Source organism: Mycolicibacterium madagascariense, assembly GCF_010729665.1.
GTDB lineage: Bacteria > Actinomycetota > Actinomycetes > Mycobacteriales > Mycobacteriaceae > Mycobacterium > Mycobacterium madagascariense.
Genome location: NZ_AP022610.1, coordinates 3,687,220 through 3,708,629, shown reverse-complemented (window position 1 = coordinate 3,708,629; position 21,410 = coordinate 3,687,220). Strand labels below are relative to the sequence as shown.

Sequence of the window (21,410 nt, the reverse complement as noted above, 5' to 3'; positions counted from 1 at the left end):
ACAACCATGACCGCGACCGACGGCCTGCTCTTCGATCCGAACACCTACGACCCGCAGGAGTTCGACGCCGAAACCCGTCGCCTGCTGCGCGCGACCATCGACTTCTTCGAGGGCCAGGGCAAGAAGCGCCTCCTCGACGACGACCTGAAGGCGCAGTGGCCCGCCGACTTCGTCGACTTCGTGAAGCGGGAGAAGCTGTTCGCGACGTTCCTGACCCCCGCGGAGTTCGCCGGTGCGAACCCCGACAAGCGGTGGGACGGCGCCCGCAACGCCGCGCTGGCCGAGATCCTCGGGTTCTACGGGCTCACCTACTGGTACACCGAACAGGTCACCATCCTCGGTCTCGGACCGGTCTGGCAGAGCGAGAACAAGGACGCCAAGCTGCGGGCCGCCGACGACCTCGAAGCCGGTGAGGTGATGGCGTTCGGGCTCTCCGAGCGCGCGCACGGCGCCGACGTCTACAGCACCGACATGGTGCTGACGCCGGCCAGCGAGCAGGACCAGGCCGACGGCATCCTGTACCGCGCGTCGGGGGCGAAGTACTACATCGGCAACGGGAACGTCGCGAGTCTGGTCTCGGTGTTCGGCCGTCGCGACGACGTCGACGGCCAGGACGGGTACGTGTTCTTCGCCGCGGACAGCCGCCACGAGGACTACCACCTGATCGACAACGTCGTGCACATGCAGATCTACGTGAGCACGTTCCGGCTGGAGAACTACCCGGTGCGCGCCGAGGACATCCTGCACACCGGCGTGGAAGCCTTTGCGGCCGCCCTGAATACGGTCAACGTCGGCAAGTTCAACCTGTGCTCGTCGTCGATCGGCATGTGCGAGCACGCCTTCTACGAGGCCATCACCCACGCCCAGAACCGCATCCTCTACGGCAAGCCGGTCACCGACTTCGGTCACGTGCGCGCCAACTTCGTCGATGCCTACTCGCGCATGATCGCCATGAAGGCGTTCAGCAGGCGCGCGGTCGACTACTTCCGCAGCGCCAGCCTGCAGGACCGGCGCTACCTGCTGTTCAATCCGATGACCAAGGCCAAGGTCACGATGGAGGGCGAGACCGTGATGCGTGCGCTGCACGACGTCATCGCCGCCAAGGGCTATGAGAAGAACACCATGTTCCGCGAGGTCGCCCAGCTCATCGGGTGCCTACCGCGACTGGAGGGCACGGTGCACGTCAACGTCGGCCTGGTGCTCAAGTTCATGCCCAACTACATGCTGAATCCCGCTGTCTACGATGATGTTCCGACGCGCAACGACCCGAGCGACGACACCTTCTTCTGGCAGCAGGGACCGACCCGCGGCGCCGGTAAGATCCAATTCGCCGACTGGACGCCGGTGTACGAGAACCACTCCCGCATTCCGAACGTGGCACGGTTCTACGAGCAGGCCCTGGCATTCCGGGAGTTCCTGCTGACCGCCGCACCCGACGCCGACCAGGTGACGGATCTGGACTTCATGCTCGACGTGGGTCACCTGTTCTCGCTCATCGTCTACGGGCAGTTGATCCTCGAGCAGGCCGCGCTGACCGGGCTCGACGACGACGTCGTCGACCAGATCTTCGGCTTCCAGATCACCGACTTCAACGCCTACGCCGTTGCGCTGCAAGGCAAGCCGACGTCGACGCAGGCGCAGCAGCAGTGGGCGCTCGGGGCGATCCGCAAGCCGGTGGCCGACGCCGAACGGTTCGACCGGATGTGGCAGCGGGTGCGCGCCTACGACGGCGCCTACGAGATGGCGCCCTGAGCGCGCTGCTTCTTCTCGATCACCGCCAGCGCCATGGGAATTCGCATCTCCGCCGGTGCTGCGCTCAACCGTTGCGCGACGCCCTCGCGCAGCGCGTCGAGCAGCCCCGCACGGCGCTCGGCGGGCAGGGTCGCGGCGAGGGTGGGAAACGCCGACGCCACCAGGAAGTCCGCCCAGCGCGCACCGAACGCGTCGGCCTCGTGGTCGAGCCGGTACTGCGCCCAGAACCGGTCCTCGGCGTCGAAGACCTCGAGGTGCTCGACGGTGAGCTTCTCGAACGTGCCCGACGGGGCGAAGGGGGACAGGAAGTCCCGTGCCTTGCGTCCGACGACCGGGATCGTCAGGACCCGTGCCTCGTCCTCGGTGAGCACGTCGCGCGCGACGAGCTCGCTCAGCGTCTCGGTGACGGCGTCGAGCAGGGGCCCGTACCCGAAGTCACCGTCCTCGCCGAGGGCCATCGTCATCACCACCAGCCGCCCGCCCGGGCTCAGCTCGCGACCGCGGAACGCCACGAACTCGTGCCAGTCCCGCGCCGCCTGCTTCTGGTAGGCGGCGCGGACGGCGTCGTCGCGGCTCAGCGCCACCACCACGTGATCGGGAACCGGCGCAGGCGTGTGCGCCAGCCACTGCACCGACCACGCCGACCACGCCAGGTTGACGCTGTTGGACGGCACGATCTGGGTGTAGTAGGACCGGCCGACCGCCGAGGCGAAGCAGGCCGCGTCGCTCTTCAGGTAGCTGTCGGGATCGTCGGCCAGGGTGCGGAACAGGGCCGTGAAGTCGTTGTCCGGCACGTCGGTGTGGGTGACGAGAATGGAGTGCTCGGGACGGGTCCGCGTGCGCACCGCGGCCACCGCGGCGCCGATCGGCAGCAGCGAGTTGTGCCCGGTCGCGGCCCCGTAGTCGGCGATCACGATGGGCCTCGGCGAGCGGGGGAGTGGCACCACCGCGGCCGCCTGTTCGAAAAGGCTTGTCGCCCGCCGCAATCCGGCCGCCTGCAGCCGCGACGCGGTTGAGTGAGGGCCGCCATCCCTGGGCTGCGGTCGCACCACGACACTCGATTCCGGCATGATCAAACGGTAACCCGATATCGGCGCCGACGTGACAGACTGCGGTCCATGAAGACCCCGACCGCGACTCGGATCCTGACCACCGCGGCCGTCGTGACCATGGTCGTCTCGGCCGTCGGGTTCGTCGCGATGCTGAGCCTCAACGCCTTCGTCCTCGACGACTACGCCAAGTACGGCGAGGTGCCGATCCCCGGGTCGGCCAGCGTGCAGCTGCCGGCGGGCGACGTGACGGTCACGTTCCACACGATGCTCGTCGGCGGTGGCGGTGGCGGCGGGCTGCCCGTGCCCCCGCTCACCTACAGCATCACCGGACCCGGCGGCGCCGACGTGGTGCTCAGGGAGGACTACGGCGGCACGACCACCGTCAACAACGATGCGCGGGTGCGCATCGGGTACCTGCACCTGCCCGCGGCGGGCACCTACGACGTCAAGCTGGACGGCAAGGTCAGCGCGTACGTCGAACCGAGGCTGGCGTTCGGCACGGGCAGCGCCTTCAGTTCCCTGCCGTGGATCTGCGCGGTGGTCTTCGGGTGTGCCCTCGTCGGCCTGATCGTGGTGCGGGTCGTGGCGGCGCGCACCCGGCGCCGCGCGGTGACGCCACCGCCGCCGCCGACGTCGACCTGGATTCCGCGATCGGTGCCGACGGAGTCACCGCAGCAGTCGGCCTCGTTCAGCCCGTCCGACGAGGGCATTCGCGTACAGACCCTGGAAACGCTTGCCCGCCTCCATGATTCGGGTGCGCTGACCGACGACGAGTACGAGGCGGAGAAGAAGCGCGTCCTGGACGGGCGCTGAACTCAGCTGCCGCGCGCGACCCAGTCGTCGTAGTGGACGATCTCGTCGCCGACGGTGGTGGTGTCGCCGTGACCGGTGTAGACCACCGTCGGGCCGGGCAGCGTGCCCAGGCGGTCCTTGATGGACTCCAGGATCGTGGGGAAGTCCGAGTAGGACCGACCCGTGGCGCCGGGCCCGCCGCTGAACAGGGTGTCGCCGCTGAAGACGGCGCCGAGGTCGGGGGCGTACCAGCACACCGAGCCCGGTGAATGACCAGGGGTGTGCAGAGCGCGCAGCTCGACCCCGCCGACGGTGAGCACCAGACCGTCGGTGACGGCGCGAAAGTCGTCGTCGGGGTGGGTCATTCGCCACAGCACGTCATCAGCCGGGTGCAGCAGCACCGGCGCGTCGAGCGCCGCGGCGAGCTCCGGGGCGACGGTGACGTGGTCGTTGTGGCCGTGGGTGCAGATGACGGCGACCACGTTGCGGCCCCCGACGGCGTCGATGATGGGCTGGGCGGTGTGGGCGGCGTCGAACACCACCACGTTCTTCTCGTCGCCGACGATCCAGATGTTGTTGTCGACGTCCCAGCTGCCGCCGTCGAGTTCGAACGTGCCGCTGGTGACCAGTCGTTGGATGCTGGTGGGGGCGGCGCTCATGAGAGTCCGTTCTTCGCGCAAGCGCTCATCACAGGATCACCACGGAGCGCAGGACCTCACCGGCGTGCATCTTGTGGAACGCGTCTTCGACGTCGTCGAGCCCGATGCGCTCGGAGACGAACTTCTCCAGCGGCAGGCGGCCTTCGCGATAGAGGCTGATGAGGGTGGGGAAGTCGCGTTCGGGCAGGCAGTCGCCGTACCAGGAGGACTTCAATTGCCCGCCGCGGGAGAAGAAGTCGACCAGCGGCATCTCCAGGGTCATGTCGGGGGTGGGCACGCCGACCAGGACCACGGTGCCGGCCAGGTCGCGGGCGTAGAACGCCTGCTTCCAGGTCTCGGGGCGTCCGACCGCGTCGATGACGACGTCGGCGCCGTTGCCGCCGGTGAGGTCCTGGATGGTCTCGACGACGTCGAATTCCTTGGCGTTGATGGTGTGGGTGGCGCCGAAGTCGCGCGCCCAGTCCAGCTTCTGGTCGTTGGTGTCCACGGCGATGATCTGCTTGGCGCCGACGAGGCGGGCGCCGGCGATCGCGGCGTCCCCGACGCCGCCGCAGCCGATGACCGCGACGGTGTCGTCGCGCTGCACGTTGCCGGTGTTGATGGCCGCGCCGATGCCGGCCATCATCCCGCAGCCCAGCAGGCCCGCCACCGCGGGATCGGCCTCGGGATCGACCTTGGTGCACTGCCCTTCGTGGACGAGGGTCTTGTCGGCGAAGGCGCCGATGCCCAACGCGGGGGTCAGCTCGGTGCCGTCGGTGAGCGTCATCTTCTGGGCGGCGTTGTGGGTGTCGAAGCAGTACCAGGGCCGTCCGCGCTTGCAGGCCCGGCACCGCCCGCACACCGCGCGCCAGTTCAGCACGACGAAGTCACCGACCGCGACGTTGGTGACGCCCACGCCGATCGACTCGACCGTGCCGGCGGCCTCGTGGCCCAGCAGGAACGGGTACTCGTCGTTGATGCCGCCCTCGCGGTAGGTCAGGTCGGTGTGGCACACCCCGCAGGCGATGACGTCGACCACCACCTCGCCGGGACCCGGATCGGGGATCACCACCTCGACCACCTCGACGGGCTGCTTCCTACTCCTCGAAATGACACCGCGCACCGTCTGACTCATGGGCTACAACCTAACGGGTCTGGCCAACGGGGCGGGGGAGCTGGTGAGATGAGGGCAACCGTCGAGGAGGTGCGCCATGGATCTGATGACCGACCATCTCGCCGAGGCGCGCAGTGCCCACCAGCGCCGCGACTGGGACGCCAGCCACGGCGCGTATGCCCGGGCGGACGCCGTCGGACCGCTCGCGACCGACGACGTCGAGGCGTATGCGGCCACCGCGTGGCGACTCGGGCACGCCCAGGAGGCCGTCCGACTCGCAGAGCGGGTGTACGGGCGCGTGGTGCGCGCCGACCCGGCGGCCGCGGCGCAGGCGGCGGTCGACCTCGCCCAGAAATGGCTGACCCGCGGCGACGTCAACATCTGCCGGATCTGGATGGATCGCTCGCGTCGTCTGCTCGATCCGGCGTCGGCCGTGCCGACACACGGCTACCTCGGCTATCTGGAGGCCGTCGTCGCCCTGCGCACCCGCGCCGTCGAGGGCCTGCCGGCCCGGGCCCTGCACGACACCGCCACGGCGACCGGCGATCCCGCCCTCCTCGTACTGTCGTCGGTCGTCGCGGGCTGCGAGGCCTGGGCTGCGGGCCGCGTCGACGACGGACGGGCACTGATCGAACGGGCCATCCCGGCACTCGAAGCGGGTGAGGTGCGCCTGGAGTGGGCGGGTGATGCCTACGCCCTGGTGCTCTTCGACTGTCGCGAGCTCGTCGACCCGCCGACGCTGACCCGCTGGGCCGCGTCGATGGCGACGTGGTGCGGTATGCACGACGCACCGATCTACCACCGCGTCCTGCGGGTCCATCACGCCGACTCCGATGGTGAATTGCTCACCGCGGCATCGTCGTTGAACGGCGTGCACGCGGGCGCCGCGGCGGCGGCCCTGCGTCGGCTCGACGAGCTGCGGCGGCGCGGCGACGCCCGCGGGACCGGCTGACGCGTGGGTGCACTCGATGCGCTGGCCGACTGGCCGGTGCCCAACGTCGCGGCCGCGGTGGTCGGACCGTCGGGCGTGCGGGCCGAGTTCGGCGACGGGGAGCGCACGTTTGCGCTCGCGTCGGTGACCAAGCCGTTGGTGGCGCGTGCCGTGCAGGTCGCGATCGAGGAGGGCGTCGTCGACCTCGACTCGCCGCTGGGGCCGCCGGGGTCCACCGTGCGCCATCTGCTCGCCCACGCCTCCGGGTTGGCGATGCGCTCGGCGGACGTCATCGCCGCGCCGGGCACGCGGCGGGTCTACTCGAACGCGGGCTTCGGCGTGCTGGCCGAGGGCATCGAGCGGGCGTCGGAGATTCCGTTCGACCGGTACCTGACCGAAGCCGTCTTCGCACCGCTCGGCATGGGCGCGTCGACGCTGGCCGGTGGCGCCGCCGCCGCCGGCTATGGGGCCGAGTCCACGGTGGCCGACCTCGCCCGCTTCGCCGGTGACCTGCTGCGCCCCGCGCTGGTGTCCGAGCCGATGCACGCCGACGCCGTCGCGGTGCAATTCCCCGGACTGGCGGGCGTGTTGCCCGGCTACGGCGCCCAGCGGCCCAACGACTGGGGGCTGGGCTTCGAGATCCGCGACGGCAAGTCGCCGCACTGGACGGGCTCGGCCAACGGCGCGTCGACGTACGGCCACTTCGGTCAGACCGGCACGTTCCTGTGGGTGGATCCGGCCGCCGACCTGGCCCTGGTCGTCCTCACCGACCGCGACTTCGGCGAGTGGGCGCAGCCGCTGTGGCCCGCCATCTCTGATGGAGTACTGAGAGAATTCGGGGCACCCTAGCGCAACACACGTCCCACAGGGCACAATGGACACGCACGAAACAACTGCAACTTGTGGCAGTCCAGCAGGTCGTCGGGGAAGACGTCCCTTTTGGAGCCGAAGGAGCAGATGATGCGTGCGTCGAACCAGTTCGCCGACACGGCCACCGGTGTGGTGTACGTCCACGCCTCGCCCGCGGCGGTATGTCCACACGTGGAGTGGGCGCTTTCGTCGACCCTGTCGGCGCGGGCGAACCTCAAGTGGACGCCGCAGCCGGCGCTGCCTGGGCAGCTTCGTGCTGTCACCAACTGGGTGGGTCCCGTGGGGACCGGTGCTGCGCTGGCCAATGCGCTGCGGTCGTGGTCGGTCCTGCGCTTCGAGGTCACCGAGGATCCCAGCGAAGGCGTCGACGGGCACCGCTGGTGCCACACCCCGCAGCTCGGACTGTGGAGCGGCGCGATGAGCGCCAACGGTGACGTCATGGTCGGAGAGATGCGCCTGCGCGCACTGATGGCCTCGGGTGCCGACGCGCTGGCCGCCGAACTCGACACCGTGCTGGGCACCGCGTGGGACGAGGCGCTGGAGGCCTACCGCGGTGGCGGCGACACCGGTGAGGTCACGTGGCTGAACCGAGGCGTGGGCTAGCGGGTCGCGCGAGATTGCACTCACGCGAATGGCTTCTCGCTTGGATTCAGGCGGTCGCTGCAACGAATGTGGACGGGTCTGAGAGTAACCGGTCGAGTTCTTCGGCGGGGGTGCGGAAGCCGAGGCGTTTGCGGGGTCGGGCGTTGAGTTCGGCGGCGACTTCGTCGAGCCAGCCGGGTCCGTAGAACGACAGGTCGGTGCCTTTGGGGAAGTATTGGCGGAGTAGGCCGTTGGTGTTTTCGTTGGTGCCGCGCTGCCAGGGGCTGTGCGGGTCGCAGAAGTAGATCGGCAGTCCGGTGGCCTCGGTGATCGTGGTGTGCAACGCCATCTCACTGCCCTGATCCCAGGCCAGTGAGCGGCGCAGCACCTCGGGGATCTCGGGGATCCTCGTCGTCATCGCCTCGGCCAGGGTGGCCGCGGTGCGGTCGCCGCGCAGGTGCAGCAGCATGACGAACCCGGTGGTGCGCTCCACCATGGTGCCGATCGCGGAGTTCGTCGCGGTGGCACCCAGGATGAGATCGCCCTCCCAATGGCCCGGGATCGCGCGGTCGTCGGCTTCGGCGGGTCGTTCGCTGACGTTGACCATGCCCTTGAGCTTGCCTACACCGGAGGTGTTGCGGCCCTGCGCCTTTCGGCGAGTGCGCCCGGTTCGCAACGCGTCCTGACCAACCTGGCCAACTCCCCGCGTGGCTGCACGTACAGCGCCTGATAGATCGTCTCGTGTGACACCCACATCTCCGGATCCTCGGGGAAGTCCACCCGCAGCCGGCCCGCGATCTGCTCGGGACTGTGCCGCGACCTCAACCCTTTCAGAACCTCGGCCAACACGACAGGATCGCCTTCGAGCTTGCGCACCTTCGGACGGCGACGATTGACCTCGGCGACGTCCTGGCCGACGCGGGCGCGATACCCCGACGAGGTCAGTCCCTTGGCGATCTCGCGGCGGACCGTGCTGTGGTGACGGGCGAGCAGTTCAGCAGCGCGGACTGCGGTGCAACCGGTCTCCAGCAGGTCTTCCAGGCGGCAACGCTCCAGAAACGACAGCGGCGCACGCTGCCGTGGCGAGCGATCGACGGCGCCGAGGGCACGAGCTGGAGCAGCGGTTCTGGGCACGTAACCAGCCTGTTTGACCCAGGCCGCACCGGCGATCTCCGACACGCCCGCGGCCACCGCGGCCTGCGTGACGTCGGCCCCGCCGCGCATCGCCGCCCAGAACACCTCCCGCACCGCTGCCGGGTACCGAATCCCCCGATGCCTCGTATCGGCTGCGACCCCCGCCTCTGCGGCCCATTTCGAACCGGTTTGATGCGACACCCCGGCCACCGTCGCAGCCGCCGACTGCGACAGCCCCAACCTCAGCGCCCTCAAGAACTCCCCACGAGCCGACTCCGGCGCTTTGCTACCCCGAGCACGAAAAGCCATCGAACAACACCTCTCAACAAATCAGGTGTTGCAGCGATCACTTGAGCCCGCCTCGACGTTTCGTCGACTGAGTGCAATCTCGGTGCCGCAGGTTCACGGCGTGAGGATCCGTAGCGCCCCGGGTACGGCCGACACCTCGACCGGCAGCGGACACACGAACTCGCCGTCGGCGTAGGCGTTGATCCCCGGGGAGTCCACGGTGATGACCGATCCTCGCGCCGTGCGCACCTCGTCGAGCGCGGTGTGGGTGCCCTTGAACACCGTGGGGAACAACCGAATCAGCCGCGTCCGCGACGCCGAGGTCACCATCGTGGCGTCGAGCATGCCGTCGGTGGGATCGGCGTCCGGGCAGATGAGCATCCCGCCGCCGTAGCTCCTGGTGTTCCCGAACGCCGCCAGCGTGAGGTCGGTGACCACCTCGTCGCCGCCGTCGAACGTCAGTCGGAACGGCAGCAGACGTAGCTTCGACAGCTCGGCCACCATGGCGACGTTGTAGCGCATCCGCCCGTGCGGCCAGCGCATCCGGTTGGTGCGGTCGGTCACCAGCGAGTCGAAGCCCGCGGCCATCACCGTGCCGAACCAGCGCTGGGTGCCGTCGGCGCCGCGGATGTGGCCGAGGTCCACGGTGTCGGCGTGGCCGTCGACGACGACGTCGGCCGCCGCCTCGGGATCGTGGGTGGGTAGCCCGAATTGGCGGGCGTGGTCGTTGCCCGTGCCGGCCGGGATGATGCCGAGCGGGACGTCCGTCTGCGCGAGCACCTGCAGTGCCAGGGCGACGATGCCGTCACCGCCGACGACGACGAGGGCGTCCATCCCGCGCTCGAGGGCGCCCTCGGCGAGCCGTCGCGCGTGGTCGGCGTCGGCGCCGGCGATCGCCACGACGTCGACGCCCCGACGGTGGAACTGCGCGATGGCCCGCTCGGTCGCCCGAGACGCGCTGCCGTGTCCGGACGCGGGGTTCGTCAGCAGCGTGATCCTCACGGAATCAGCTTGCCCGGGTTGAGGATTCCCGCGGGGTCGAGCACCGCCTTCACCGCGCGCAGCACCTCGACGCCCAGATCCCCGATCTCGTCGCGCATCCACGGCCGGTGGTCGGCGCCGACGGCATGGTGGTGGGTGATGGTTCCCCCGGCCCGGATGATCGCGTCCGACGCGGCGGCCTTGGCCGTGCGCCACTGCTCGATCGGGTTGCCGCGCTGCCCGGCCACAACCGTGAAGTACAGCGACGCCCCGGTCGGGTAGACGTGGGAGACGTGGCACAGCACCAGCGCGGGGGTACCGCTGTCGGCGAGTGACGTCACGAGGGCCTCGGTCACCGCGGCCTTGAGGGCACCGATGCCCGACCAGTTGGTGGCCGTCTCCAGCGTCTCGCACAGCGCTCCGGCCGCCAGCAGGGAGTCGCGCAGGTAGGGCGCGCCGAACCGGCCGTGTTCCCAGGCTCGGGCGGGTTCCTCGCCCAGGGACGTGGCGCCGTGCGCCTCGAGGACGGCGCGCGTCTCGGCGTGCCTGCTCTCGGCGTGCGCGGCGGTGCCCTCGAACACCGTGATGGCCAGGCAGCCACCGGTGCTGCTGCGTTCGCCGATGGTGTCGGTGGTGGCGAGGCTGACGCCGGTCTCGGCCTCGTCGGAGAGCCGGATGACGGTGGGCCCCGTGCCGTTCTGGACGACGGCGCGCAGGGCGGCGGCGCCGGTCGCGAAGTCGGGGAACGACCACGCCTCGTAGCGGGTGGCCTCCGGGACGGGGTGGACGCGGACCCGCACGCGGGTGATGACGCCGAACACGCCTTCGGAGCCCAGGATCACCTGCCGCAGATCGGGGCCCGCCGCCGACGCCGGGGCGCGCCCGAGGTCGAGCACCCCGGCCGGCGTGACCACCCGCAGCCCGCGGACCATGTCGTCGAACCGGCCGTATCCGGCGGAGTCCTGGCCCGAGGAGCGCGTCGCCGCGAAGCCGCCGATGGTGGCGAACTGAAAGCTCTGCGGGAAGTGGCCGAGCGAGAAGCCTTGCGCGCCAAGCAGTTCCTCGGCGGCCGGCCCGGTGACCCCGGCGCCCAGCTCGGCCTCGCCGGAGACCGCGTCGAGGCCGTGCAGGGCATCGAGGCGTCGCAGGTCCAGCGACACGACGGCCCGGAAGTCCCCGCGGAGGGGGTCGAGGCCGCCGACGACGCTGGTGCCGCCGCCGAACGGGACCACGGCGATGCTGCGCAGCGCGCAGTGCCTCAGCACGTCGGCGATCTGCTCCTCGTCGGCGGGCAGGAGCACGGCATCGGGTGCGTCTTGTACGTCGGATCCGTTGCGCCGCAACAGGTCCAGGGTGGACTTGCCGCCCGCGCGCAGCAGTCTGCCGAGATCGTCGCAGACGCAGTACGGCTCGCCGACGATGGCGGCCAGCGCGGTGCGGTCGGCGTCCGGCAGCGCCGAGGGCCGCAGCCGGACGCGGGCCAGGTCGGGTGCGACGGTGGCCGAGGGGTCGACGCCGAGCGCCTCGACGAGGAGGGTGCGGATGGCGTCGGAGAGCGGGGTGGCCGCCGCCGGGTCACCCCAGGCGTTCCACGCCATGGGAGGCAGCAGGTCGTCGTTGGCTCGCGTCATGGGTTACAGTATTACAGATCATGTCAATCCGTAACGAGCGCCCGGCGAGGCCCGTCGAGGACCGCATCCTCGACGCGGCCGCCGAGTGCGTGCTCGCCTTCGGCGTGGACCGGGTGACGCTCGCCGAGATCGCCCGCCGCGCCGACGTCAGCCGCCCCACGATCTATCGGCGGTTCCCCGACACCGACTCGATCCTCGCCGCGCTGCTGACCCAGCGGATCACCGAAGCGCTCGACGACGTGCCCCGCCGCGGGGTCGGGCGCAAGCCCCTGGTCCGGCGGATCATCGGGCTGGCCCAGCGGGTGCGCGACGACGACGTCGTCATGTCGGTGCTGCACCAAGCGCCCGGGCTGGCGATGTTCTACCTCTCCGAGCGCCTCGGCACCAGCCAGCAGCTGCTGCTCGACACCGTGGCCGCCGAGATCGCCGCCGCGCAAGGGGAGGGCAGCGTCCGGCCGGGGGAGCCGCGCGAACTGGCCGCCATGACCATGCTGATCACCCAGTCGACGATCCTGTCGGCGCAGGTGGTCGCGCCGATCCTGCCCGCCGAACGGTTGGCCACCGAACTCGCCCACGCACTGAACGGATACCTCGCGCCATGACCGACACCTCCGCCCTGAACGCGGCTCGCCGGGCCGCCGACCTCGCCGCCCTCGGCGATGGCGCCACCGTCGACGTCGTCGTCATCGGCGGCGGCATCACGGGAACGGGGATCGCCCTCGACGCCGCGAGCCGCGGGCTGTCGGTGGTCCTCGTCGAGAAGCACGACCTCGCGTTCGGGACCAGCCGCTGGAGTTCGAAGCTCGTCCACGGTGGACTTCGCTACCTGGCCACGGGCAACGTGGGCATCGCCCGCCGCAGCGCCGTCGAACGCGGCATCCTGATGACGCGCACCGCGCCACACCTCGTCACCGCGATGCCGCAGCTGGTGCCGCTGCTGCCGTCGATGAGCCGGGGCTCGCGCGCCCTGGTCCGATTCGGGTTCGCCGCCGGTGACGGCCTGCGCAGGCTGGCGGGCACGCCGGCGACGACGCTGCCGCGGTCCCGGCGCATCGACGCCGCCAGGGCCGTGGAGTTGGCGCCGACCGTGCGGCGCGCGGGGCTCGACGGCGCGCTGCTGGCCTACGACGGGCAGCTGATCGACGACGCGCGGTTGGTCGTCGCGGTCGCGCGCACGGCGGCCAAGCACGGCGCCCGCATCCTCACCAGGGTCGCGGCCTCGGCGGCGACCGGAACCTCGGTGCGGCTCACCGATCAGCTTACCGGCGCCGCGCTGGACGTGTCCGCGCGCGCCGTGATCAACGCGTCGGGGGTGTGGGCGGGGGAGGTCGACCGGTCGATCCGGTTGCGGCCCAGCCGCGGCACACACCTGGTGTTCGACGCGGCCGCGTTCGGCAATCCGACTGCGGCACTGACGATTCCGATACCCGGTGAACTCAACCGGTTCGTGTTCGCCATGCCGGAGCAGCTCGGCAGGGTCTATCTCGGACTCACCGACGAGGACGCGCCGGGGCCGATCCCCGACGTGCCCGAGCCGACCGCCGCCGAGGTCGCCTTCCTGCTGGACACCGTCAACACCGCCCTCGACGTCGCGCTCGGTCCCGACGACGTCGTCGGCGCGTACGCGGGGCTGCGCCCACTCGTCGACACCGGCGCGGGCAGGACGGCCGACGTGTCGCGCGAACACGCCATCGTCGAGTCGGCCGACGGGGTGCTCAGCGTCATCGGCGGCAAACTCACCGAGTACCGCTTCATGGCCGAGGACGTGGTGAACCGCGCGGTGGCGCGACGACGCCTCGCGGCCGGGCCCTGTCGAACTCGCCATCTTCCGCTGGTGGGCGCACCCGCCAACCCGGTCTCGGCGACGGGAACGCCCGCAAACCTGCCGCCGGCGCTCGTCGCACGATATGGTGCCGAGGCGCCCAACGTCGTCGCGCACGCTACCTGCAGTCGTCCGACGGCCCGGGTGGCCGACGGCATCGACGTCATCCGAGCCGAGTTCGAGTACGCCACGACCCACGAAGGAGCCCTCACCGCCGACGACATCCTGGACCGCCGTACCCGAATCGGTCTCGTCTCCGACGACCGCGCTTCGGTAATTGACGTTGCCAACGAATTCCTCGCCGCGACAAGGTGATTGGCTGAACGAAAGGTGTGCAGTGACCCGAGCACTAGGGCTGATCTGCATACTCGGCGTCCTCGCACTGACCGGGTGCAGCCGGGACGGGGATGCCATGGAGTCCTCGGCGACGGCCGCGGCGGCGTCGGCGGCCGCGACGTCGGAGGCCCCTCCGCAGACCGGAACATCCAACGGCGTCGCCTACGGTGTGACCCCGACGTCGGTCGACGGCTTCTCACCCGACGGGCTCGGCACCTGGAAGGCCATGCGCGGGCAGCTCGAGGGCGGTGACCCTGCGGTCGCCAAGGCCTTCAACGACGCCAGCGCGGCGGTGGTGCGCGGCCAGCTCGCCCACGCGGTCGCCGAGGCGAAGAACGGCACGCCGTGGAGCTTCGAGTCCAGCGGTCAGGTGACGTTCCGGCGGCTCGTCGTCGCGCAGGTGATCACCAGCGCGTACTACGTGGGGTCGCAGTCGGAGACCGAGGCGGGCACCGTCGTGATCGACAGCCGCACCGCCCGCCCCGTCACCCTGACGGATCTGTTCGCCAACGAGCCGGCGGGCCTGCGGATGCTGTCCGAGCAGACCAAGGTGCTGGTGGCCAGGGAGAACGGCATGACCGGCGTGATGGCCGACGAACCGGGCAACGCGCCGCGCCGCGAGAACTTCGCCAACTGGATCCCCACGACCGACGGCATGGAGCTGCACTTCCCGCCGCACCAGCTGCGGATGGGCGTCCCCCTGACGATCACCGTGCCGTGGGCGCAGCTGACGCCGCTGCTGTCGCCCAGGATGGCCGACATCGCCAGGGCGTGAGCCCGGCCGCAGCCCTACAGCGGGATGTTCTTGTGGCGGCCGCGGCGGGCGGGCGCCTCGGCCAGCGCCTGGGTGACGACGCTGCGGGTGTGCGCGGGATCGATCTTCGCGTCCACGACGCCGATCTCGATGGCGCTGTCGACGCCGCCCGCGATGCGCTCGTGTTCGGCGGCGAGCTCCTCGTGCAGGGCGTCGCGGTCCTCCGGGGCGGCGGCAGCGAGCTTGCGCTTGTGCAGGATGCCGACGGCGGCCTTCGCGCCCATGACGGCGACCTCGGCGTCGGGCCACGCGAACACCTTGGTGGCACCCAGCGAGCGCGAGTTCATCGCAATGTAGGCGCCGCCGTAGATCTTTCGCGTCACCAGCGTGACGCGCGGGACGGTGGCCTCACCGAACGCGTGCAGCAGCTTGGCGCCGCGGCGCACCACGCCACCCCACTCCTGGTCCACGCCGGGCAAGTATCCGGGCACGTCCACGACCACCACGATCGGGATGCCGAACGCGTCGCACAGGCGCACGAAACGTGCTGCCTTCTCGGCACTCTCGGAGTTCAGGCAGCCGCCGAGGCGCAGCGGGTTGTTGGCGAGCACGCCGACCGTGCGCCCGGCGAGGCGGCCGAGGCCGACGACCATGGACGGCGCCCACTTCGCCTGGAACTCGTCGAAGGGTGCCTCGTCGTCGAGCAGCGCGGTGACGAGCGGGTGCACGTCGTAGGCGCGGCGGGCCGAGTCGGGCAGCAGTGCGCGCAGGTCGGTGTCGCCGGCCTCGGCCTTGCTGCGGTCGAAATGTCCCTGCTGGCAGAACAATCCGATGAGTCGGCGGCCGCGTTCGTAGGCGTCGTTTTCGTCGTCGGCGACGATGTGGCAGACACCGGACTTCTTGTGGTGGGTGTCGGGGCCGCCGAGTGACGCCATGTCGACGTCCTCACCGGTGACGCTGCGGACCACGTCGGGTCCGGTGACGAACACCCGGCCCTCGGGCGCCATGATGACGACGTCGGTGAGGGCGGGGCCGTACGCCGCTCCGCCCGCGGCGAATCCGACGACCACCGAGATCTGCGGGATGAAACCCGACGCCCGGATCATGGCCTCGAAGACGAGCCCGACCGCGTGCAGCGCCTTGACGCCCTCGGCCAGGCGGGCCCCGCCGGAGTGCCAGATGCCGATGATCGGGCTCTGCTCCTCGATGGCGGTGTCGTAGGCGTCGACGATGTGACGGCAGCCCTCGACGCCCATCGCACCGCCCATGACGGTGCCGTCGGTGCAAAAGGCAACGGTGCGAACGCCGTTGACGGTGCCGCCCGCGGCCAGCACGCCGGACTTGTCGCGCTCGTGCAGCAGCTCGACGCTGCCGTCGTCGAAGAACGTGCGCAGTCGCAGCAGGGGATCGCGGGGGTCGACGGACTCGTCTACCGATTCGGGCGCCATCGTCGTCATCTACATCTCCTCGAATCTCAGTATTTCCCGAAGGCGATCGCGACGTTGTGCCCGCCGAAGCCGAACGAATTGTTGATTGCGTACTGGTAGTTGCCGTGCCGCGGCTCGCCCGCCACCACGTCCAGATCGATCTCCGGATCCAGGTTGCGCAGGTTGAGCGTCGGCGGCACGACGCCCTCGCGCAGCGCCATCACCGTGAGGATGGCCTCCACCGCGCCGACGGCGCCGACGGAGTGACCGAGGGCCGACTTGGGGGCGTAGACCGCGGGCCGGGTGCTGCCGAGCGCGTTGTTGATGGCCTTGCCCTCGGCCACGTCGCCGACCGAGGTGCCGGTCGCGTGAGCGTTCACGTGGTCGATGTCGCTGGGCTGCAGACCGGCCAGCTGGACCGCCCGCGTGATCGCGTGGCCCGCCTGATCGCCGGTCGGGTCGGGCGCCACGATGTGGTAGCCGTCCGACGTCACGCCGGCGCCCATCAGCCTGGCGAGGATGTTCGCCCCGCGGGCCTTGGCGTGCTCCTCGGTCTCGAGGACCATGAGCCCCGCGCCCTCACCGAAGACGAACCCGTTGCGGTCCTTGTCGAACGGCCGGCACGCACCGGCCGGGTCGTCGTTGGTGGTGGACAGCACGATGCGCATCTGCGCGAAGCCCGCGATCGGCACCGCCTCGATCCTGGTCTCGACGCCACCGCAGATGGCGACGTCGGCCTCGCCGAGGACGATGTTGCGCCACGCGTTCGCGATGGCCTCGCTGCCGGACGCGCACGCCGACACGGGCGTCACGACCCCCGCCTTGGCGCCGCGCTCCAGACCGACCGCCGCGGCAGGGGAGTTGGGCATGTACGTCTGGACCGCCAGCGGCGACACGGCCGCCGCGCCCTTCTCCCGCATCCCGTCGTAGGCGTAGAGCAGTTCTTCGCTGCTGCCCATGCCGGTGCCGATCGACACCATCAGGCGTCGGCCGTCCACCTCCGGCGAGCCGGCGTGCTCCCAGGCCCGCCGCCCGACGACGATCGCCATCTTCTGCAGGTAGGACCACCGGGCGAGTTCCTCGGGCGTCAGCTCGCTGTCGAAGTCCTCGAGGAGGTGTCCGCCGATACGCACGGGCAGGTCGTACTGCTCGACGAAGTAGTCGTCCAGCGTGCGGATGCCGCTCTCGCCGTCGAGCAGACGCTTCCAGGTGCCGTTGGCGTCGGTCGCCAACGCGGTCGTCATGGCATAGCCAGTGACGACCACGTTGGGGAGACCGTCGCCCGTCGAGGGCCGAGAAGAACCGGTCAACGCTGCCATACCTGCTCCGAACGTATCTCTCGAGCCCAACCGCTACTCAGTAGCGGCCGAAGGCCAGGGCGACATTGTGTCCACCAAACCCGAACGAGTTGTTGATGGCGTACTGGTACTCGCCGTATCGAGGCTCACCCGCAACGACATCGAGATCGATCTCGGGGTCGGGCGTCTCGTAGTTGAGCGTCGGCGGGATGACGCCGTCGCGCAACGACATCACCGTGAGGATCGACTCCAGGGCACCGACGGCGCCGATCGAGTGACCCAGCGCCGACTTCGGCGCATAGACCGCGGCGTGCTCCACCCCGGCGACCCGGATGGCGTTCGCCTCGGCGGTGTCGCCGATGGACGTCGACGTCGCGTGCGCGTTGACGTGCTGAATGTCCTTGGGGGACAAGCCAGCCGTCTCCATCGCCCGCTTCATCGCGTGGCCGGCCCGGAGGCCGTCCGCGGCCGGAGCCACCATGTGGAAGGCGTCCGACGAGATGCCCGCACCCATCAGCCGGGCCAGCGGCTTGGCGCCACGGGCCTTGGCGTGCTCCTCGGTTTCGATGATCATCATCGCTCCGGCCTCGCCGAAGACGAAGCCGTCGCGGTTCTTGTCGAACGGCCGCGACGCACCGGCGGGGTCCTCGTTGCGCGTCGACATCGCCCGCATCATCGAGAACGCCGCGATGGGCAGCGCCTCGATCATCCCTTCGACGCCACCGCAGACCGCGAAGTCCGCGTCGCCCATGACGATCTGACGCCACGCGTGCGCGATGGCCTCCGAGCCCGACGAACAGGCCGACACCGGGGTGATGACGCCGGCGCGGGCGCCGAGCTCGAGCCCGACGACCGCAGCCGCACCATTCGGCATGATCATCTGAACGGCGAGCGGTGACACCTTGCGGGGGCCGCCCTCGTTCATCGCGTCATAGGTCTCGACGATCTTCTCGCCGCCACCCAGCCCGGTGCCGATCACGACCGAGAATCGGTCGGGATCGACCTCGGGCCTGCCCGCGGATTCCCACAGGCGGTTGCCGACGTACTTCGACATCCGCTGGACGTAGGACATCCGACGCAACTCGAGCCGCGTCATCTGCGGATCGAGGGCCTCCTTGAGGTGGCCGCCGATCTTGACCTGGAGGTCCCACTTGTCGACGAACGGGTCATCGAGGACGCGGATGCCGCTTTCGCCGGCCAACAAACCCTTCCACGTGCTCTCGATGTCCGGCGCGATGGAAGTAGTCGCCTCGATGGCGGTCACCACCACGCTGGGGAAACCGCCGTTAGCCGTGGAAGGGCGCGTCACGAGGTGAACTTGTCGCGGAGTGCGGCGGCGGCCTCGGGGTTCTCTTCTTCCAGCTTCTGGATGTAGGCGACGACGTCACCGACGGTGCGCAGGCCCGCGAGGTCCTCGTCGGGGATCTTCACGCCGTACTTGTCCTCGGTCTGCACCGCGATCTCCACCATCGACAGGGAGTCGATGTCCAGATCGTCGACGAAGGACTTCTCGGGGGTGACCTCGGACGGCTCGATGCCGGTGACCTCTTCGATGATCTCGGCGAGGCCGGCGATGATTTCTTCCTGCGTGGCAGCCACGTTGGCTCCTTCTATTCTGTGTTTCCTCGGGCATCGACGCCCCCTGATGGAACGCCGATATGGACTTCTCTGGCTAGAGCTCGGCGAGCCCGTCCAGGTCTGCGGGGGTCTTGACGGCGTACGTCGGCACACCCCGAAGTTCTCGTTTGGCGATGCCCACCAGTGTGCCCGCGGGCGGGAACTCGATGATCGCCCGCACCTCGCGCGCACGCATGGTCTCGGTGCACAGGTCCCAGCGCACCGGCCGGGTCAGCTGCGCCACCAGCTTGGTCATGGCGTCGGCCGCCGAGGTCACCGGCTGGCCGTCCGCGTTGGACAGCAGCGTGGCCGCCGGGTCGGCGGCCGTCACGTGCTCGGCTGCGGCGGCGTAGCCGTCGAGCGCGGAGGACATGTAGTGGGTGTGGAACGCGCCCGCGGTCGCCAGCAGTCGCACCCTGGCCTTGGCGGGCGGATCCTCGGCCAGCTTCTCCAGCGCGGCGATGGCGCCGGCCGCGACGATCTGACCCGCGGCGTTGCGGTTGGCGGGCACCAGGTCGAGCGCGTCGAGGCGACCCAACACCTCGGTCTCATCGCCGCCGAGGACGGCGGCCATCCCGGTCGGCTCCACGGCGCAGGCCTTGGCCATCTCCGAACCGCGGGTGGCGGCCAGGGTCACGGCGTCGTCCGCCTCGAGCACGCCGGCGATCGCGTAGGCCGCGATCTCACCGACGGAGTGGCCGGCGACGATGGTCTGCGCACCGGCCAGCAGGCCGCGCCCGGTCAGTTCGCGGTGGGCCAGCAGCGTGGCGGCGACGACGAGGGGCTGGGTGACGGCCGTGTCGGTGATCTCGTCGGCCGTGGCGGTGGTGCCCAGCCGGGCCAGGTCCAGACCGATGGCCTCCGACCAGGCGGCGACGCGCTCCTCGGCACCGGGGAGCTCGAGCCAGGGGGCGAGCATGCCGGGAGTCTGCGATCCCTGTCCGGGAGCAAGCAGCGCAAGCGCGGGTGTTTGGGGCACGAATTAAGAGAACACTGTGAAACCGGTTTTGCGTGGTGTAAGAGATTATGAACCTGGTCTTATGTTTTTGTGGACATCCCACAAAACCGCATGTGATGGGATGTCAACGAGACCTGACCGCGACCTGCGAATCCAGTGATGCCCGTCACGCCGGGTTCGTGAGAGGCGCCGCGGTCGCCGTCGACGTCACCGTATGCGACGCCTGTCGGCCCAGCCTGCCCACCGTCGACGCCACCCGCAACACGTACGCATCGCGCGGCAGCGTGGGATCGCGTCCGGTGAAGTCCGCGATGCGCTTGAGGCGGTAGCGGACGGTGTTTGGATGAACGAACAAGGCGCGCGCGCAGGCCTCGATCGCACCGCCGGAGTCCAGATAGGCGTCGAGCGTCTCGGTCAGGGCGGGCCCGGCGTCGGCGAGGGGACGCATCACGTCGGCGTCGAGTGCGGCCATCGCCGACGGGTCGCCGAGGAGCGCCCGCTCCGGGAGGAGCTCGCGCGCCGAGACCGGCCGCGGCGCCCCGCTCCACCCCGCGACGGCGTTCATGCCCGCGATGGCCTCGGCCGCGCTGTAGTGGGCGGCCACCAGCGACGAGGCGAACGGCCCGATGACGACCGGCTCGGCGGAGAACACGTCGAGCAACTCGGCGAGCACGCGGTCGGTGGGGGACAGATGGCCGGACACGATGGCGACCAGCCAGGTGCCGTGCACGTCGGACAGCGCAGCCCTGCCGTTGCGGTTGACGATCTCGTGGACGTCCTCGCTGGCGAACTCCGCGCGGCCGGGCTGGGGAAACCCGACGAGGACCGTCGCGGGCGCGGTGGCATCCCAGTTCAGCGCCGCCGCCTGCGACTGCAGCTGGGGCCCGATGTCCCCGCGGACCACCGCATCGACGACGTTGGCCTCCATGCGGGTGTCCCAGGCGCCGCGGGCCTCGGCGGCATCGGCGTACCCCGACGCCGCCGCGAACGCGAGGTTGCGGCTGTACCTCAGGATGCCGATCGTCAGCGCCGTCATCTGATCCTCGTTGCGTGCGAGATTCGGCACGGCCTCCTCGAAGTGCTCCATGGTCACGCGGACCATGTCGACGGTCTGCCGCAGCGCGATGCGCCGCGTCAGCTCCTGGGGCACCAGCGCGAACGCCTCGGCCGTGTACCCGACGTCGCCGCGCGGGTTGCGCATCCATTCGGCGAAGTTCACCAGGGCGGTCTGCACGACGAGCTGGACGCTCGCGCGCTGCGAGGCCTCGAGTTCGGCGAAGAACGGCAGCCGCTCGCCCATCACGTGCACGGCCTCGGTGGCGAGCCGGCCCGAGTACTGCTTGACCCGGCGCAGGAGCGATTCCGGCACCGAGTCCAGCAGCGCGAGCGGGGTGGCCCCCGGCGACGGATGGTTGTCGGGCATCCCTAAAAAC

Annotated in this window: 19 protein-coding genes and 1 pseudogene; 8 read left to right on the top strand and 12 right to left on the bottom strand. The window is 70.2% G+C overall.

Annotated features, from left to right (window positions below):
• Positions 1-6: 6 nt before the first annotated feature.
• Positions 7-1,752 (top strand): acyl-CoA dehydrogenase family protein, encoded by a 1,746-nt coding sequence (locus tag G6N60_RS17490; RefSeq protein WP_163739621.1) that lies wholly within the window; start codon positions 7-9, stop codon positions 1,750-1,752.
• Here the strand turns inward: G6N60_RS17490 and G6N60_RS17485 are convergent.
• A complete protein-coding gene (locus tag G6N60_RS17485; protein ID WP_163739619.1) occupies positions 1,734-2,822 on the bottom strand; it encodes a class I SAM-dependent methyltransferase in 1,089 nt (362 codons plus the stop codon). The genes G6N60_RS17490 and G6N60_RS17485 overlap by 19 nt on opposite strands.
• A gap of 48 nt (positions 2,823-2,870) precedes the next feature.
• On the opposite strand from G6N60_RS17485, the gene G6N60_RS17480 reads away from it, so the two are divergent.
• Entirely contained in the window at positions 2,871-3,617 is a 747-nt protein-coding gene (locus G6N60_RS17480) for an SHOCT domain-containing protein (protein ID WP_163739617.1), read from the top strand.
• A gap of 2 nt (positions 3,618-3,619) precedes the next feature.
• On the opposite strand, the gene G6N60_RS17475 is transcribed toward G6N60_RS17480, so the two are convergent.
• Positions 3,620-4,255 (bottom strand): MBL fold metallo-hydrolase, encoded by a 636-nt coding sequence (locus tag G6N60_RS17475; protein ID WP_163739615.1) that lies wholly within the window; start codon positions 4,253-4,255, stop codon positions 3,620-3,622.
• A 28-nt stretch (positions 4,256-4,283) separates the two neighbouring features.
• Complete coding sequence (locus tag G6N60_RS17470; protein WP_163739613.1) at positions 4,284-5,369, bottom strand: S-(hydroxymethyl)mycothiol dehydrogenase; 1,086 nt, start codon at positions 5,367-5,369, stop codon at positions 4,284-4,286.
• 76 nt (positions 5,370-5,445) lie between these two features.
• Here G6N60_RS17470 and G6N60_RS17465 point away from each other — a divergent pair, with 76 nt between their 5' ends.
• From G6N60_RS17465 to G6N60_RS17455, 3 genes are all read left to right on the top strand, one after another.
• Positions 5,446-6,300, top strand: a complete 855-nt coding sequence (locus G6N60_RS17465; protein ID WP_163739611.1) for a hypothetical protein — start codon at positions 5,446-5,448, stop codon at positions 6,298-6,300.
• 3 nt (positions 6,301-6,303) lie between these two features.
• Complete coding sequence (locus G6N60_RS17460; RefSeq protein ID WP_163739609.1) at positions 6,304-7,128, top strand: serine hydrolase domain-containing protein; 825 nt, start codon at positions 6,304-6,306, stop codon at positions 7,126-7,128.
• A 111-nt stretch (positions 7,129-7,239) separates the two neighbouring features.
• Complete coding sequence (locus G6N60_RS17455; RefSeq protein ID WP_163744139.1) at positions 7,240-7,752, top strand: DUF3145 domain-containing protein; 513 nt, start codon at positions 7,240-7,242, stop codon at positions 7,750-7,752.
• Positions 7,753-7,798: 46 nt separating this feature from the next.
• Here the strand turns inward: G6N60_RS17455 and G6N60_RS29110 are convergent.
• From G6N60_RS29110 to G6N60_RS17440, 3 genes and pseudogenes are all read right to left on the bottom strand, one after another.
• Positions 7,799-8,955, bottom strand: a pseudogene (locus tag G6N60_RS29110) (IS30 family transposase).
• A 312-nt stretch (positions 8,956-9,267) separates the two neighbouring features.
• Positions 9,268-10,149 (bottom strand): diacylglycerol kinase, encoded by an 882-nt coding sequence (locus G6N60_RS17445; protein WP_163744137.1) that lies wholly within the window; start codon positions 10,147-10,149, stop codon positions 9,268-9,270.
• Between the two features lie 2 nt (positions 10,150-10,151).
• Positions 10,152-11,732 carry an FAD-binding oxidoreductase gene (locus G6N60_RS17440; protein WP_179969708.1) on the bottom strand — a complete coding sequence of 527 codons (1,581 nt, stop codon included), beginning with the start codon at positions 11,730-11,732 and terminating at the stop codon, positions 10,152-10,154.
• Between the two features lie 50 nt (positions 11,733-11,782).
• On the opposite strand from G6N60_RS17440, the gene G6N60_RS17435 reads away from it, so the two are divergent.
• Genes G6N60_RS17435 through G6N60_RS17425 form a run of 3 tightly spaced genes read left to right on the top strand, consistent with a single transcriptional unit; the run spans position 11,783 to position 14,698 of the window.
• Positions 11,783-12,367, top strand: coding sequence for a TetR/AcrR family transcriptional regulator (locus G6N60_RS17435; RefSeq protein WP_179969799.1), 585 nt, complete (start codon positions 11,783-11,785; stop codon positions 12,365-12,367).
• On the top strand, positions 12,364-13,902 hold the full coding sequence (locus tag G6N60_RS17430; protein ID WP_163739603.1) for a glycerol-3-phosphate dehydrogenase/oxidase: 1,539 nt from the start codon (positions 12,364-12,366) through the stop codon (positions 13,900-13,902). Before G6N60_RS17435 ends, G6N60_RS17430 begins: the two co-directional genes overlap by 4 nt.
• Positions 13,903-13,924: 22 nt before the next feature.
• Positions 13,925-14,698 (top strand): RsiV family protein, encoded by a 774-nt coding sequence (locus G6N60_RS17425; protein ID WP_179969707.1) that lies wholly within the window; start codon positions 13,925-13,927, stop codon positions 14,696-14,698.
• 14 nt (positions 14,699-14,712) lie between these two features.
• Here G6N60_RS17425 and G6N60_RS17420 read toward each other — a convergent pair whose 3' ends face one another.
• The 6 genes from G6N60_RS17420 to G6N60_RS17395 all read right to left on the bottom strand — a co-directional run bounded on the left by G6N60_RS17420 (position 14,713) and on the right by G6N60_RS17395 (position 21,400).
• Positions 14,713-16,134, bottom strand: a complete 1,422-nt coding sequence (locus G6N60_RS17420) for an acyl-CoA carboxylase subunit beta (protein ID WP_163739601.1) — start codon at positions 16,132-16,134, stop codon at positions 14,713-14,715.
• Between the two features lie 17 nt (positions 16,135-16,151).
• Complete coding sequence (kasB, locus tag G6N60_RS17415; protein ID WP_163739598.1) at positions 16,152-17,423, bottom strand: 3-oxoacyl-ACP synthase KasB; 1,272 nt, start codon at positions 17,421-17,423, stop codon at positions 16,152-16,154.
• A 37-nt stretch (positions 17,424-17,460) separates the two neighbouring features.
• Positions 17,461-18,711 carry a 3-oxoacyl-ACP synthase KasA gene (kasA, locus tag G6N60_RS17410; RefSeq protein WP_163739596.1) on the bottom strand — a complete coding sequence of 417 codons (1,251 nt, stop codon included), beginning with the start codon at positions 18,709-18,711 and terminating at the stop codon, positions 17,461-17,463.
• Positions 18,708-19,001: a meromycolate extension acyl carrier protein AcpM gene (gene acpM / locus G6N60_RS17405; protein ID WP_163739594.1), complete on the bottom strand. Its 294-nt coding sequence runs from the start codon at positions 18,999-19,001 to the stop codon at positions 18,708-18,710. The genes kasA and acpM overlap by 4 nt, the downstream gene beginning before the upstream one ends.
• A gap of 73 nt (positions 19,002-19,074) precedes the next feature.
• On the bottom strand, positions 19,075-19,974 hold the full coding sequence (locus G6N60_RS17400) for an ACP S-malonyltransferase (RefSeq protein WP_276028651.1): 900 nt from the start codon (positions 19,972-19,974) through the stop codon (positions 19,075-19,077).
• Positions 19,975-20,143: 169 nt separating this feature from the next.
• Complete coding sequence (locus G6N60_RS17395; RefSeq protein WP_163739589.1) at positions 20,144-21,400, bottom strand: PucR family transcriptional regulator; 1,257 nt, start codon at positions 21,398-21,400, stop codon at positions 20,144-20,146.
• Between the last annotated feature and the right edge of the window lie 10 nt (positions 21,401-21,410).

Coding starts and splice junctions, on each gene's coding strand:
- G6N60_RS17490 (WP_163739621.1), top strand. CDS start 7: ATGACCGCGACCGACGGCCTGCTCTTCGATCCGAACACCTACGACCCG.
- G6N60_RS17485 (WP_163739619.1), bottom strand. CDS start 2,822: ATGCCGGAATCGAGTGTCGTGGTGCGACCGCAGCCCAGGGATGGCGGC.
- G6N60_RS17480 (WP_163739617.1), top strand. CDS start 2,871: ATGAAGACCCCGACCGCGACTCGGATCCTGACCACCGCGGCCGTCGTG.
- G6N60_RS17475 (WP_163739615.1), bottom strand. CDS start 4,255: ATGAGCGCCGCCCCCACCAGCATCCAACGACTGGTCACCAGCGGCACG.
- G6N60_RS17470 (WP_163739613.1), bottom strand. CDS start 5,369: ATGAGTCAGACGGTGCGCGGTGTCATTTCGAGGAGTAGGAAGCAGCCC.
- G6N60_RS17465 (WP_163739611.1), top strand. CDS start 5,446: ATGGATCTGATGACCGACCATCTCGCCGAGGCGCGCAGTGCCCACCAG.
- G6N60_RS17455 (WP_163744139.1), top strand. CDS start 7,240: ATGCGTGCGTCGAACCAGTTCGCCGACACGGCCACCGGTGTGGTGTAC.
- G6N60_RS17440 (WP_179969708.1), bottom strand. CDS start 11,732: ATGGCGTGGAACGCCTGGGGTGACCCGGCGGCGGCCACCCCGCTCTCC.
- G6N60_RS17430 (WP_163739603.1), top strand. CDS start 12,364: ATGACCGACACCTCCGCCCTGAACGCGGCTCGCCGGGCCGCCGACCTC.
- G6N60_RS17420 (WP_163739601.1), bottom strand. CDS start 16,134: ATGACGACGATGGCGCCCGAATCGGTAGACGAGTCCGTCGACCCCCGC.
- kasB (WP_163739598.1), bottom strand. CDS start 17,423: ATGGCAGCGTTGACCGGTTCTTCTCGGCCCTCGACGGGCGACGGTCTC.
- G6N60_RS17395 (WP_163739589.1), bottom strand. CDS start 21,400: ATGCCCGACAACCATCCGTCGCCGGGGGCCACCCCGCTCGCGCTGCTG.